The following is a 13,687-nucleotide window of genomic DNA, read 5'->3' on the forward strand; positions in this document are numbered from 1 at the left end:
AGGCCCTTCGCGCCTGCCCGCCCGGGCGCCTGCGTCACAGGCACCCTCACCGCGCTCACCCGCGCTGCCGGAAACACCCCTCAGCCGGACCGACGGCCTTCCGCACCACCCCCGACGTACCCTCAAGCCGCTTTCGACTGGCTTCGCCGGAGGCACACCGTGAACCAGATACTTGACGCGATCCTCGCGCCAGAGAGCACCAGCGAAGACTTCGCCGCTCTGCCCCTGCCCGACTCCTACCGCGCGGTGACCGTGCACAAGGACGAGGCCGACATGTTCGACGGCCTGCCCGCCAAGGAGAAGGACCCCCGCAAGTCGCTGCACGTCGAGGAGGTGCCGGTGCCCGAACTGGGCCCCGGCGAGGCCCTGGTGGCCGTCATGGCCTCCTCGGTGAACTACAACAGCGTCTGGACCTCGATCTTCGAGCCGATGTCCACCTTCGGGTTCCTGGAGCGCTACGGCAGGCTGTCGCCGCTGGCCAAGCGGCACGACCTGCCGTACCACGTGATCGGTTCCGACCTGGCGGGCGTCGTGCTGCGCACCGGGCCCGGCGTGAACTCCTGGAAGCCCGGCGACGAGGTCGTCGCGCACTGCCTGTCCGTCGAGCTGGAGTCCGCCGACGGGCACAACGACACGATGCTCGACCCCGAGCAGCGCATCTGGGGCTTCGAGACCAACTTCGGCGGCCTGGCCGAGATCGCGCTCGTCAAGTCCAACCAGCTGATGCCCAAGCCGGGGCACCTGAGCTGGGAGGAGGCGGCGGCGCCCGGGCTGGTCAACTCCACCGCGTACCGCCAGCTGGTCTCCCGCAACGGCGCCGGGATGAAGCAGGGCGACAACGTGCTGATCTGGGGCGCCAGCGGCGGACTCGGCTCGTACGCCACGCAGTTCGCGCTGGCCGGCGGCGCCAACCCGATCTGTGTGGTCTCCAGTGACCAGAAGGCGGAGATCTGCCGGAAGATGGGCGCCGAGGCGATCATCGACCGGAACGCCGAGGGCTACAGGTTCTGGAAGGACGAGCGCACCCAGGACCCCAAGGAGTGGAAGCGCTTCGGCAAGCGCATCCGCGAACTGACCGGCGGGGAGGACGTGGACATCGTCTTCGAGCACCCGGGGCGCGAGACGTTCGGCGCGAGCGTGTACGTCACGCGCAAGGGCGGCACCATCGTCACCTGCGCCTCCACCTCCGGGTACACCCACGAGTACGACAACCGCTACCTGTGGATGTCGCTCAAGCGCATCGTCGGCTCGCACTTCGCCAACTACCGCGAGGCGTGGGAGGCCAACCGCCTGATCGCCAAGGGCAAGATCCACCCGACGCTGTCGAAGACGTACTCCCTGGAGGAGACCGGGCAGGCCGCCTACGACGTGCATCGCAACCTCCACCAGGGCAAGGTCGGCGTCCTCGCGCTGGCGCCCGAGGAGGGCATGGGCGTGCGCGACGCGGAGATGCGGGCGAAGCACCTCGACGCCATCAACCGCTTCCGGAACGTCTGACCCGGAGGGACGCGAGAGTACGGGACCCCACATGACCGAACGTCACAAGGATCGTCCGTGGCTGATGCGGACCTACGCCGGGCACTCCACCGCCGAGGCGTCCAACGCGCTCTACCGGCGCAACCTCGCCAAGGGCCAGACGGGCCTGTCGGTCGCCTTCGACCTGCCGACGCAGACCGGTTACGACCCGGACCACGTCCTCGCCCGCGGCGAGGTCGGCCGGGTCGGGGTCCCCGTCTCCCACCTCGGTGACATGCGGCGGCTGTTCCAGGACATCCCCCTGGAGCAGATGAACACCTCGATGACCATCAACGCCACGGCCATGTGGCTGCTGGCGCTCTACGAGGTCGTCGCCGAGGAGCAGGGCGCCGACATCGGCAAGCTGTCGGGCACCACGCAGAACGACATCGTCAAGGAGTACCTCTCGCGCGGGACGCACGTCTTCCCGCCGGGGCCGAGCCTGCGGCTGACCACCGACATGATCGCGTACACGGTGGCGCACATCCCCAAGTGGAACCCGATCAACATCTGCAGCTACCACCTCCAGGAGGCCGGGGCCACACCGGTGCAGGAGATCGCGTACGCGATGAGCACCGCGGTCGCCGTGCTCGACGCCGTACGGGACTCGGGGCAGGTGCCGCCGGAGAAGTTCGGTGACGTCGTCGCGCGGATCTCGTTCTTCGTCAACGCCGGCGTCCGGTTCATCGAGGAGATGTGCAAGATGCGCGCCTTCGGCCGCATCTGGGAGCAGGTCACCCGGGAGCGGTACGGCGTCGAGAACCCCAAGCAGCGCCGCTTCCGGTACGGCGTCCAGGTCAACTCGCTCGGCCTGACGGAGGCGCAGCCGGAGAACAACGTCCAGCGGATCGTGCTGGAGATGCTGGCGGTCACCCTGTCCAAGGACGCCCGCGCCCGCGCCGTGCAGCTCCCGGCCTGGAACGAGGCGCTGGGGCTGCCGCGGCCGTGGGACCAGCAGTGGTCGCTGCGCATCCAGCAGGTGCTGGCCCACGAGTCGGACCTGCTGGAGTACGAGGACATCTTCGCCGGGTCGCACGTCATCGAGGCCAAGGTCGAGGAGCTGGTCCGGGGCAGCCTGGCGGAGATGGACCGCATCGCGGACATGGGCGGGGTGATGGCCGCCGTCGAGTCCGGCTACCTGAAGTCGCAGCTGGTCTCCTCGCACGCGGAGCGGCGGGCCCGGATCGAGGCGGGCGAGGAGAAGATCGTCGGCGTCAACTGCTACCAGTCGACCGAGCCGAACCCGCTCACCGCCGACCTGGACACCGCCGTCATGACCGTCGACCCGGACAACGAGGCGGGCGTGGTGCGGGCGCTGCACGCGTGGCGGGACAACCGCGACGAGGGCCGCGCGCAGGAGGCGCTGTCGGCGCTGAAGAAGGCCGCGGCGGGCGACACGAACCTGTTCGCCGCGACCCTGGAATGCGCCCGCGCGGGGGTCACGACCGGCGAGTGGGCCTGGGCCCTGCGCGACGTCTTCGGCGAGTTCCGGGCGCCGACCGGCGTCTCCGGCGCGCCGCTCGCGGTCACCGCCGAGGCGGGCACCCCGCTCGCCGCGGTCCGCGCCAAGGTCGAGCGCACCGCCGCCGACCTGGGCGGCGGCCGGCTGCGCCTGCTGGTCGGCAAGCCCGGCCTGGACGGGCACAGCAACGGCGCGGAGCAGATCGCCGTACGGGCCAGGGACGCCGGCTTCGAGGTGGTCTACCAGGGCATCCGGCTGACCCCGGAGCAGATCGTCACGGCGGCGGTCGCCGAGGACGTGCACTGCGTGGGCCTGTCGATCCTGTCCGGCTCGCACGCCGAGCTGGTGCCGGACGTGCTGGCGCGGCTGCGCCGCAGCGGCGCTCCGGACATTCCCGTCATCGTGGGCGGCATCATCCCCGCCGCCGACGCGGCGGCCCTCCGGGAAGCCGGAGTGGCGGCCGTCTTCACCCCGAAGGACTTCGGTATCACGGAGATCATCGGCCGTATCGTCGACGAGATCCGTACCGCGAACAAGCTCGACCCTCTGGAGGTCCCCGCATGACCCAGCCGTCGCCCGCCACCACGCCGGCTCCCGCCCCCGGTGTCGACCGCCTGCGCCCGCGCCGCTCCTGCCTCGCCGTGCCGGGCAGCAACCCGCGCTTCCTGGAGAAGGCCCAGGGCCTCCCCGCCGACCAGGTCTTCCTGGACCTGGAGGACGCCTGCGCGCCGCTGGCGAAGCCGGGCGCGCGGCACAACATCGTCGACGCGCTGAACACCGGCGACTGGACCGGCAAGACGCGTGTCGTGCGGGTCAACGACTGGACCACCGAGTGGACCTACCGGGACGTCATCACCGTCGTCGAGGGCGCGGGCCAGAACCTCGACTGCATCATGCTGCCGAAGGTGCAGGACGCCCAGCAGGTCGTGGCGCTGGACCTGCTGCTGAGCCAGATCGAGAAGACCATGGGCTTCGAGGCGGGCCGGATCGGCATCGAGGCGCAGATCGAGAACGCCAAGGGCCTGGTGAACGTGGACGCCATCGCCGCCGCGTCGCCGCGCCTGGAGACCATCATCTTCGGCCCGGCCGACTTCATGGCCTCCATCAACATGAAGACGCTGGTCGTGGGCGAGCAGCCGCCCGGGTACGGCGCGGACGCCTACCACTACATCCTCATGCGCATCCTGATGGCGGCCCGCGCCAACGACCTCCAGGCGATCGACGGCCCCTACCTCCAGATCAAGAACGTGGACGGCTACAAGGAGGTCGCCGGGCGCGCCGCGGCGCTGGGCTTCGACGGCAAGTGGGTGCTGCACCCGGGCCAGGTCGAGGCCGCCAACGAGGTGTTCTCGCCCACGCAGGAGGACTACGACCACGCGGAGCTGATCCTGGACGCGTACGCGTGGCACACCTCCGAGGCGGGCGGGAAGAAGGGCTCCGCGATGCTCGGTGACGAAATGATCGACGAGGCCAGCCGCAAGATGGCGCTCGTCGTCGCCGGAAAGGGCCGCGCCGCCGGCCTGACCCGTACCTCGAAGTTCGAAGCCCCGGAGGCGTGAGCGCGATGCAGTTCGGCCGTACCTATGAGGAATTCACCGTCGGGGACGTCTACAAGCACTGGCCGGGAAAGACGGTCACGGAATACGACGACCACCTCTTCTGTCTGCTGACCATGAATCACCATCCGCTGCACATGGACAGCAACTACGCGGAGCGGACCACGGACTTCGGGAAGAATGTCGTCGTCGGGAACTACATCTACTCGCTGCTGCTGGGGATGTCGGTGCCGGACGTTTCGGGCAAGGCGATCGCGAATCTCGAAATCGAGTCGCTGAAGCATGTCGCGCCCACGTTCCACGGGGACACCCTCTACGGCGAGACGACGGTGCTGGACAAGACGCCGTCGAAGTCCAAGAGCGACCGCGGGATCGTGTACGTGGAGACCAAGGGCTACAAGCAGGACGGCACCCTGGTGTGTGTCTTCCGGCGCAAGGTCATGGTGCCCACGGCCACGTACGTCAAGGAGCGCGGCGGGGAGCAGCCGGGCCGCCCGGAGCTGCGGGAACCGGCCCGGAAGGAGAAGTGAGATGAGCGGACGCCTCGCGCAGACCGAGGGCCTGACGGACATCCAGCGGGAAATCCTCTCGACGGTCCGTGACTTCGTCGACAAGGAGATTCTGCCGGTCGCCACCGAGCTGGAGCACCGCGACGAGTACCCGACGCGGATAGTCGAGGGGCTGAAGGAACTCGGCGTCTTCGGGCTGATGATTCCGGAGGAGTACGGCGGGCTCGGCGAGTCGCTGCTGACGTACGCGCTGACGGTGGAGGAGATCGCCCGCGGCTGGATGAGCGTGTCGGGCATCATCAACACCCACTTCATCGTGGCGTACATGCTCAAGCAGCACGGAACGCGGGAGCAGAAGGAGTACTTCCTGCCGAAGATGGCGGCCGGTGAGATCCGCGGCGCCTTCTCGATGTCGGAGCCGGGGCTCGGTTCGGACGTCTCGGCCATCACGTCCAAGGGCGTGCGGGACGGCGGAGACGGCGGGGATTTCGTACTGACCGGTCAGAAGATGTGGCTGACCAACGGCGGTTCGTCAACTCTGGTCGCGGTGCTGTGCCGTACGGACGAGGGCCATCCGGAGGGCACCGCGCCGCACAAGTCGATGACCACCTTCCTCGTGGAGAAGGAGGCCGGGTTCGGCGAGGTGCGGCCGGGGCTGACCATCCCCGGCAAGATCGACAAGATGGGCTACAAGGGCGTCGACACCACCGAGCTGATCATGGACGGGCTGCGCGTCCCCGCCGACCGGGTCCTCGGCGGCGAGACCGGACGTGGCTTCTATCACATGATGGACGGCGTCGAGGTCGGGCGGGTGAACGTGGCCGCGCGGGGCTGCGGGGTCGCGCAGCGCGCCTTCGAGCTGGGCGTTTCGTACGCGCAGCAGCGGCACACGTTCGGCAGGCCGATCGCCCAGCACCAGGCGATTCAGTTCAAACTTGCCGAAATGGCGACAAAGGTGGAAGCGGCCCATGCGATGATGGTCAACGCCGCACGCAAAAAGGACTCCGGGCAGCGAAACGACCTGGAGGCGGGCATGGCCAAGTACCTGGCCTCCGAGTACTGCAAGGAGGTGGTGGAGGACGCGTTCCGCATCCACGGCGGCTACGGCTTCTCGAAGGAGTACGAGATCGAGCGCCTCTACCGGGAGGCACCGATGCTCCTCATCGGTGAAGGAACCGCCGAGATCCAGAAAATGATCATCGGCCGGCGACTACTGGAGGAGTACCGAATCCAGGGGTGAACGCCCGATTTGGGGTGTTTTCTTCAGGACGAAGATCACACCCCGTCATCGTTGTTCGGCCACGGATTGGCTCTGGCTCTTGGCCAGTTGCCGCTCGCAACCGATACCATCCCGGGAAAGCCGCCGTCCCCCATTGCATATGCGGCATCCTCCGCTACGAAGGTCATCCATGCCCCACAGCCAATCCTCTGCACAACGCGGTCGCGTCCGCCTCGCGCGCGGAGCGTCGCCGTGGCTCCTGCCGACCGTCGCGACGGCCGCGGTCAGCCTGGCCCGTTCCCGTCGCTCGGGACGCTGGGCTGCCGCCGCCGTGCCCGCCACCGCCCTGGCGGCGGGCATGCTGTGGTTTTTCCGCGACCCTGAGCGCGAGATCGCTCAGGGCCGGGTCATCTCCCCGGCCGACGGCGTGGTGCAGAGCATCATGCCGTGGAAGGACGGACGCACCCGCGTCGCGATCTTCATGAGCCCGCTGAACGTCCACGTCAACCGCGCGCCGCTGGCCGGCACGGTGACGTCCGTGGAGCACATCCCCGGCGGGTTCGTCCCGGCGTTCAACAAGGAGAGCGAGAACAACGAGCGGGTGGTCTGGCACTTCGACACCGAGCTCGGCGACGTCGAGATGGTGCAGATCGCCGGTGCCGTGGCCCGCCGGATCGTCCCGTACGTCCCCCAGGGCACGAAGGTGGAGCAGGGCGAGCGCATCGGCCTGATCCGCTTCGGGTCGCGCGTCGACGTCTACCTCCCGGCGGGTGTCGAGGCCGCGGTCGAGGTCGGCCAGGCCACCACCGCGGGGGTGACTCGCCTTGACCGTGATTGATCCCGACACCCAGCCCGGCTGGGTCGCGGACGTCGACGAGGAGGACGTGGCCGACGACATGCCGCTGTCCACGCGGCTGTCGATCGCGGACACCCTCACCCTGGGCAACGCGATCTGCGGCTTCATGGCCGTCTACTTCACCACCACCGGCGTCCTGATCCCGCACCTGACGGGCAACGAGGACGGCGGGATGGCGCGGCACAGCGCCGCCATGGCGGTGATCCTGATGCTGCTGGCCTCCATCTTCGACCTGTTCGACGGGCTCGTCGCGCGCAAGCTGCGCGCCTCGGCGATGGGGGCCGAGCTCGACAACCTCTCCGACCTGATCAGCTTCGGGCTGGCGCCGGCGTACTTCGTCGTCACCTGGGGCATGGTCGCCCCGGACTCCCACCAGCGGGTCTCGGTGGTCGCGGCGGTGGTGGTGCTGCTGGCGGTGGTGCTGCGGCTGGCCCGGTTCTCCTGCGTGACGCTGCGGGACGGCATCTTCCAGGGCATGCCGAGTCCGTTCGGCGCCCTGACCGTCGTCGCGATCGTTCTGCTGGAGCTGCCCTTCGTACCGACGCTGCTGGCGATCATCGGTGTGGCCTGGCTGATGGTGAGCCGGGTCGAGTACCCGAAGCCGCGGGGACGGCTCGCGGTGGCGATGCTCAGCTGGATCGTGCTGAGCATGGGCATGCTGGCGGCCTGGGCGCTGGACGCCCCCGGCGGCCAGACCCTCCTGCAGACCGGCTGCTCCCTCCAGATCGTGCTGGGCGCGATGATCCCGGTCTTCGCGACGGCCCGCCGGGTCAACACCTTCCGCGACAACCGCCGCGAGGCGCGCAGCGCGCAGGTGCAGCAGATCCAGTAGCGGCCACCGGCCTTCGGACGACAAAGGCCCCCGCCGGGCGCAGCAGCTCGGCGGGGGCCTTTTGCCGTATCCGGGGGCACGGGGCGCCCGGAGGGGGCGCGTACGGAGCGCCCCCGTCCCGTCTCACCTCACCGCAGGAAATCCCGCGCCAGGGCCTCCGCGGCGCGCTCCAGGAGCGGTCCGGCCTCGGCCATGCAGCGTGCCGGGTCCGGCTCCAGGTCGGTCAGCGGGTAGGCGCGGCGGATGCCGGCCCGGCCCAGCGCCTCGGCCGGCAGGGCCAGGCGCCCGCAGACCGCCACCACGTCCAGGCCCGCGGCACGGGCCGCCGCCGCGACACCGGCCGGTGCCTTGCCGTGCAGGGTCTGCTCGTCCAGCGAGCCCTCTCCGGTGACGACGAAGGTGGCGCGGGCCAGGGCCGGGGCGAAGCCCAGCACCTCCAGCATCACGTCGATGCCCGGCCGGAAGGCGGCGCCCAGGCCGACCAGGGCGCCGTAGCCGATGCCGCCCGCCGCGCCCGCGCCGGGCGCGAGGGCGCACTCGGCGGCGCGGGGCCCCACCGCGGTCTCCAGGACCTTGGCGTAGTGGGCGAGGGCCGCGTCCAGCGCCGCGACGTCCTGCTCGCTCGCGCCCTTCTGCGGCCCGTAGACGGCGGGCGCGCCCTTGGGCCCGGTGAGCGGGTTGTCCACGTCGCCGGCGAGCACCACCTCCGTACCGGCGAGCCGGGGGTCCAGGCCCGTCAGATCGGCGGTGGCCAGGTCGCGCAGCGGGCCGCCGCCCGGTGCGAGCGGGGCGCCCGCGGCGTCCAGGAAGCGGGCGCCGAGCGCGGCGAGCATGCCCGCGCCGCCGTCGGTCGTGGCGCTGCCGCCGACGCCGAGGACGATCCGGCCGGCGCCCGCGTCCAGCGCCGCGCGCAGCAGCTCGCCGGTGCCGTACGTGGTGGCCGTGAGCGGTGCGAAGCGCCCCTCCGGCAGGTGCTGGAGGCCGGACGCCTCCGCCATCTCGATCACGGCCGTGCCGTCCTCGTGGAGCGCGAAGGTGGCCGTCACCGGGTCGCCGACGGGGCCGGTGACCCGGACCTCGTACCGGGCGAAGCCCGCCGCCAGGGCGGCCGCGACCGTGCCGTCGCCGCCGTCCGCGACCGGGACGGACTCCACCGCGAGGCCGGGGACGGCCCGGCGCAGCCCGGCCGTGACGTGTCCGGCGACCTCGACGGCGGTGAGCGAACCCTTGAATTTGTCCGCGGCGACCAGCACCCGCGGTGCCCGGTCCCGGTCTGCCGCCGGTGTCCTTGCTGCGTCCGCCACTGTTTCCCCTTGCTTTCGAACTGGCAGTCGCGCCGCTGCGACCTTATCCGGCGCGGGCCCCGGCGAACAGGGAGCGGCGGCGCCGGACGGCGCGCCAATCCGGCTGAACACCGTTTTTCCGGTCATAGTGGGACGCCATGAGCGTGCAGACTTCCGAGGAACCGACGCCGCATTCCGGGCCCGGCGGCGCGGAGCACGATCCGCCGCCCGATCTCGTTCTGGTCGGCGTCGGCGTGGCCGCGGTGCTCGCGGTGGTCGCCTGGGCGGCACTGGGCAAAAAGAATTTCGAATCCGTCACCGATTCCGCGCTGAACTGGGTGCTGGGGAATTTCGGCTGGCTGTTCGTGGTGGCGGCGGATGTCTTTCTCGTGCTGTGCGTCCTCATCGCCGTCAGCCGATTCGGCCGGGTCCGGCTCGGCACGGACGACGCGGAGCCGGAATTCGGCAATCTGGCGTGGATCGCGATGATGTTCAGCGCCGGAATGGGAATCGGCCTGATGTTCTACGGCGTGGGCGAGCCCCTCCAGCACTACGTCTCCCCGCCGCCCGCCAGCGGCGTCACTCCGCACACCGGCGCCGCGGCCCGTACCGCGCTGGAGTACTCGTTCTTCCACTGGACCCTGACCCCGTGGGCCATCTACGGCATCGCGGGCCTGGCCCTGGCCTACGCGGGTTTCCGCAAGGGCCGCAGCAACCGGCTCAGCTCCGCCTTCGTCCCGCTGATCGGCGAGCGGCGGGCCGGCGGACGCCTGGGGCACCTGATCGACCTGCTGGCCGTCTTCGCGACCGTCTTCGGTACGGCCACCAGCCTGGGCCTGGGCGCCCTTCAGGTCAGCAAGGGGCTCAACATCACCACGGGCACGGCGGACAGCACGACGGTCCAGCTGGTGATCATCGTGGCGCTCTCCGCGGCGTTCGTGGCCTCGGCCTTCTCCGGCCTGCACAAGGGCGTCAAGTGGCTGTCCACCCTGAACATCGTGCTGGCGGCGCTGCTGATGCTGTTCGTCTTCGTGCTCGGCCCGACCGTGTACGTCCTGGACAGCATCCCGGCGAGCGTCGGCGGCTACCTCGCCGACCTGCTGCCGATGGCCTCGCGGACCGGCGCGTTCACCGACGCGGACTGGCTGGGCGTCTGGACGGTCTTCTACTGGGCGTGGTGGCTGTCCTGGGCCCCGTTCGTCGGCACGTTCATCGCCCGGATCTCGCACGGGCGGACCGTACGGGAGTTCCTGATCGGCGTCCTGCTGGTGCCCAGCGGCGCGACCATGGTCTGGTTCTGCGTGCTGGGCGGCAGCGCGATCCGGCTGGACGCCGGCGGCGTGGCCGACCTGGCGCAGCACGCCAAGGACGCGGAGGCGTCGCTGTTCGGCATGCTGGACGCGCTGCCGGCCGGGGCGGTGACCTCGTGGGTGGCGATGATCCTGGTGATGACGTACTTCATCACCAGCGCCGACTCCGCGTCCCTGGTGATGGGGTCGCTGACCAGCCGGGGCGCGCTGCACCCGCGCACCTGGCTGGTGGTCACCTGGGGCGTCCTGATGGCCGCGGTCGCCGCGGTGCTGCTGGTGGCGGGCGGGCTCGGCGCGCTCCAGACGGCGACGATCCTGGTCGCGCTGCCGTTCGTGTTCGTGATGCTGGCGCTGTGCTGGGCACTGCTGAAGGAACTGCGCGAGGACCCGGGCGCCGGGCCCGCCCGGCACCCCGCGCTGCACGGCCTGCGGGACGCGGTGCGCACCATCGTCGGCGAGGAGATCACCGACCGCGGCCGCACCCGCCACCCGCGGCTGCGCCGGGCCGCCGACGCCAAGCGGTCCGGCGAGGACACGGATCCGCCGGGTCCGTAGGCGCCGCCCCGGCGGACCGGCGCGCATCCTGGCGCGCACCCGGGTACCGGAACCGCACCGACCGCTGAACGCACCTTCTCCCAGGGCGACTTGATCAGCACAATGAGGCTGTGCCGCATTACGACTATGTGGAGTTCCCGTTCGGCGAGGCCACGGTCCGGGTGGCGCTGGCGCCCGTCGGCGAGCCGGCCGGCGGCGCGGGCGACGCCGACCTGCCCGGCGGGATCGGCGGTGTCACGCCGGTGGGCGGCGGCGACCGGGTCCGCGCCCTGGCGTCCGACGCGCTGCGCGCCGTGCTCAGCCCGCTGGGGCCGGTGCTCCAGCAGGTGCACGACGCCGTGCTGGCCACGCCCGACCCGCCGCGGGAGCTGGCCTGGCCGGCCCCGGCGACATACCGGGCGTATCTGCGGCTGGCGGCGCTGCTCCTGGAGGGCCGGACGGACGCCTGAGGGCCGGGGAAGCACACCGTACGGCCCCACTACGCTCGCCGTATGACCACGGACTACGCCACCTATATCGCCGGTCTTCCCCGTGTGCTCGCGGGCGCCGGTGTCATCTTCCGCGACGCCGACGACCGGGTGCTGTACGTCGAGCCGAACTACCGCGACACCTGGAACCTGCCCGGCGGCACCGTCGAATCGGACGCGGGCGAGTCGCCCCGCCAGGCCGCGCGGCGGGAGACCGGCGAGGAGATCGGCCTGGACATCGAGCCGGGCCGGCTGCTGGCCGTCGACTGGGTGCGCGGCCCCGGGCGCCCGCCGCTGGTGTCGTACCTGTACGACGGCGGCGTCCTGGACGCGGACCAGCTGGCGGCCATCCGCCTCCAGGAGACGGAACTGCTCTCCTGGTCCCTGCTGACGTGGGAGGAGGCAGAACCGCGGCTGTCTCCCCCGATGGCCCTGCGCATGCGGGCCGCGCTGGACGCGCTGGAGGGCGGGGGCGGACCCGTGGAACTGGAGGACGGGGTCGCGCCGGGCGGGCGGTGAGGGCGCGGTTTCAGCGGTTCCGGTCGCGGGCGGCCGGAGCGTTCCGTTCCAGGCGGGCGCCCAGGGTGGCGGCGAAGTCCTCGGCGCGGGCCAATTGGACCCGCAGCTTCTCCACCTGCTCGGGCGAAGGACCGCGATAGGTGCCGAAGGTCCACAGGTTGCCCTCCGGGTCCCGCACCGTGCAGACGTACGCCGTGGCGCCCGACCCGAACCGGGTTTCGTGCGGCGGTTCGAGAACCTCGCCACCGGCGTCGACCACCCACCGGTGCACCGCGTCCACGTCGTCGCTCACCACGTAGACCGCGCTGGTTCCGGCCCGCATCCAGCCGTGCACGCCGTCCGTGTGCCGGGTCGAACCGAACACCAGCGCACCCCGCCGGGCCACCGCAGCTCAGCATGCCCGATCCCGACGTGCTCGTCCGGCGCCGCCACCGTCTCCGCGAACCCCAGCACATCGACCAGGAAAGGCAACGCCGCCCTGGTGTCGTCGTAGTGCAGGACCGGCCATACGGAAGAGGGGGAAGCGTCAGGCGAGATGGCGCTCATCGTAGGCCCGTGGGCCACCGCCACTCGTCTTCCCGCCACAGCCATACGGGAACAGGACCGGTGAGGAGCCGCACCGCCCCCCCTTGACTTCAAGCCTGCTTGAGGTTGCATCGTCGGCGCATGACGTTCTTCCCGGATGCGGCGGTCCCGCCGGGCCGCCTGGCGGTGGGTGTGGTGCTGCCGTCGCCCGCCGTGCGGCGCGCGCAGAAACTGCCCCTCGCCGAGGCGGCCCGGCACGCGGAACAGGCCGGGCTCGACCTCGTCGCGTACCGGGACGCCCCGGCCGGTGAGCCGTCGCTGGACGCCGCGGTGGCGCTGGCCGCGGTGGCCGCGGCCACCGAGCACATCACCGTCGTCAGCGAGGCGTACGCACCGGCCCTCCGGCCGCCGGCCCGGGCCGCCGAGCAGATCGCGAGTCTCCAGTACGTCGCGGACGGGCGGCTGGTGCTCGGCGTGGGGACGGGCGGCGGACGCGCGCGGTGGGCGGCGGCGGGGGTGCCGTACGAGGAGCGGGGCCGCCGGACCGACGCGACGCTGCGGCTGCTGCCGCGGCTGCTCGCGGGCGACGGGAGCCCGCTGCCGTACGAACAGGGCGGCCCGGCAGCCGGGTTACCGCCCTGCGTACCGATGCCGCCCGTCTGGGTCAGCGGCAACTCCCGCAACACGGTACGGCGCGCCGCCCGCCTGGGCGACGGCTGGTACCCCGCCCTCGCCCCGCCCGCCGAAGTGGCCGCGGGCACCGTGCACCTGGCCGAACTCGCCGCCGCCTTCGGCCGCCCGGCCCCGTCCGTCGTCGTCGGCACCCTGGGCGCGCTCGGCACGGACCCGGACCTGCCCACCCGCACCGAACTGGCGACGGACCTGGCCACGGCGTACGGCTCCACCGCCGAACGTCGCGCGGAGGTGCCCGTGACCGGCGACGCACGAGAAGCCGCCGAGCACCTGCACAGCTACTGCGGCGCGGGCGTCTCCCGCGTCGTCATGACGTTCGCGGGCGGTGACTGGCGGCATCAGGTGGAGCTGCTGGCGGAGGTGCGGGGGTTGGTGGGGTGAGCCCT

General features: G+C 71.4%; 13 protein-coding genes. 11 read left to right on the forward strand and 2 right to left on the reverse strand.

Annotation, left to right across the window (positions count from 1 at the left end):
• Positions 1–159: 159 nt before the first annotated feature.
• The 7 genes from ccrA to pssA all read left to right on the forward strand — a co-directional run bounded on the left by ccrA (position 160) and on the right by pssA (position 7,949).
• Positions 160–1,497 (forward strand): crotonyl-CoA carboxylase/reductase, encoded by a 1,338-nt coding sequence (ccrA, locus tag CP973_RS27575; protein ID WP_150246628.1) that lies wholly within the window; start codon positions 160–162, stop codon positions 1,495–1,497.
• A 31-nt stretch (positions 1,498–1,528) separates the two neighbouring features.
• The gene (locus CP973_RS27580; RefSeq protein ID WP_150246629.1) at positions 1,529–3,541 is read left to right on the forward strand and encodes a protein meaA; all 2,013 of its coding nucleotides are present in this window, start codon (positions 1,529–1,531) and stop codon (positions 3,539–3,541) included.
• A complete protein-coding gene (locus CP973_RS27585; protein ID WP_150246630.1) occupies positions 3,538–4,536 on the forward strand; it encodes an HpcH/HpaI aldolase/citrate lyase family protein in 999 nt (332 codons plus the stop codon). The genes CP973_RS27580 and CP973_RS27585 overlap by 4 nt, the downstream gene beginning before the upstream one ends.
• Positions 4,537–4,541: 5 nt before the next feature.
• Positions 4,542–5,063: a MaoC family dehydratase gene (locus CP973_RS27590; RefSeq protein ID WP_003981811.1), complete on the forward strand. Its 522-nt coding sequence runs from the start codon at positions 4,542–4,544 to the stop codon at positions 5,061–5,063.
• 1 nt (position 5,064) lies between these two features.
• Positions 5,065–6,282, forward strand: a complete 1,218-nt coding sequence (locus CP973_RS27595; protein WP_150246631.1) for an acyl-CoA dehydrogenase family protein — start codon at positions 5,065–5,067, stop codon at positions 6,280–6,282.
• Positions 6,283–6,451: 169 nt separating this feature from the next.
• The gene (locus tag CP973_RS27600) at positions 6,452–7,099 is read left to right on the forward strand and encodes a phosphatidylserine decarboxylase (RefSeq protein ID WP_150246632.1); all 648 of its coding nucleotides are present in this window, start codon (positions 6,452–6,454) and stop codon (positions 7,097–7,099) included.
• Positions 7,086–7,949, forward strand: a complete 864-nt coding sequence (gene pssA, locus CP973_RS27605) for a CDP-diacylglycerol--serine O-phosphatidyltransferase (RefSeq protein WP_208853312.1) — start codon at positions 7,086–7,088, stop codon at positions 7,947–7,949. The genes CP973_RS27600 and pssA overlap by 14 nt, the downstream gene beginning before the upstream one ends.
• Before the next feature lie 128 nt (positions 7,950–8,077).
• On the opposite strand, the gene CP973_RS27610 is transcribed toward pssA, so the two are convergent.
• Positions 8,078–9,202, reverse strand: coding sequence for a glycerate kinase (locus CP973_RS27610; RefSeq protein ID WP_150250333.1), 1,125 nt, complete (start codon positions 9,200–9,202; stop codon positions 8,078–8,080).
• Positions 9,203–9,390: 188 nt separating this feature from the next.
• Between CP973_RS27610 and CP973_RS27615 the strand changes: the two genes are divergently transcribed.
• The 3 genes from CP973_RS27615 to CP973_RS27625 all read left to right on the forward strand — a co-directional run bounded on the left by CP973_RS27615 (position 9,391) and on the right by CP973_RS27625 (position 12,083).
• Positions 9,391–11,097: a BCCT family transporter gene (locus CP973_RS27615; protein WP_150246633.1), complete on the forward strand. Its 1,707-nt coding sequence runs from the start codon at positions 9,391–9,393 to the stop codon at positions 11,095–11,097.
• A gap of 110 nt (positions 11,098–11,207) precedes the next feature.
• A complete protein-coding gene (locus tag CP973_RS27620) occupies positions 11,208–11,546 on the forward strand; it encodes a hypothetical protein (RefSeq protein WP_208853313.1) in 339 nt (112 codons plus the stop codon).
• A gap of 42 nt (positions 11,547–11,588) precedes the next feature.
• Entirely contained in the window at positions 11,589–12,083 is a 495-nt protein-coding gene (locus CP973_RS27625; protein ID WP_150246634.1) for an NUDIX domain-containing protein, read from the forward strand.
• Positions 12,084–12,093: 10 nt separating this feature from the next.
• Here the strand turns inward: CP973_RS27625 and CP973_RS27630 are convergent, their stop codons facing one another.
• A complete protein-coding gene (locus tag CP973_RS27630; RefSeq protein WP_244410043.1) occupies positions 12,094–12,447 on the reverse strand; it encodes a VOC family protein in 354 nt (117 codons plus the stop codon).
• A gap of 302 nt (positions 12,448–12,749) precedes the next feature.
• On the opposite strand from CP973_RS27630, the gene CP973_RS27635 reads away from it, so the two are divergent.
• Complete coding sequence (locus CP973_RS27635) at positions 12,750–13,682, forward strand: LLM class flavin-dependent oxidoreductase (protein ID WP_150246635.1); 933 nt, start codon at positions 12,750–12,752, stop codon at positions 13,680–13,682.
• Positions 13,683–13,687 lie beyond the last annotated feature (5 nt).

This window comes from Streptomyces albofaciens JCM 4342 (assembly GCF_008634025.1).
In the GTDB taxonomy this organism is placed as follows: domain Bacteria; phylum Actinomycetota; class Actinomycetes; order Streptomycetales; family Streptomycetaceae; genus Streptomyces; species Streptomyces albofaciens.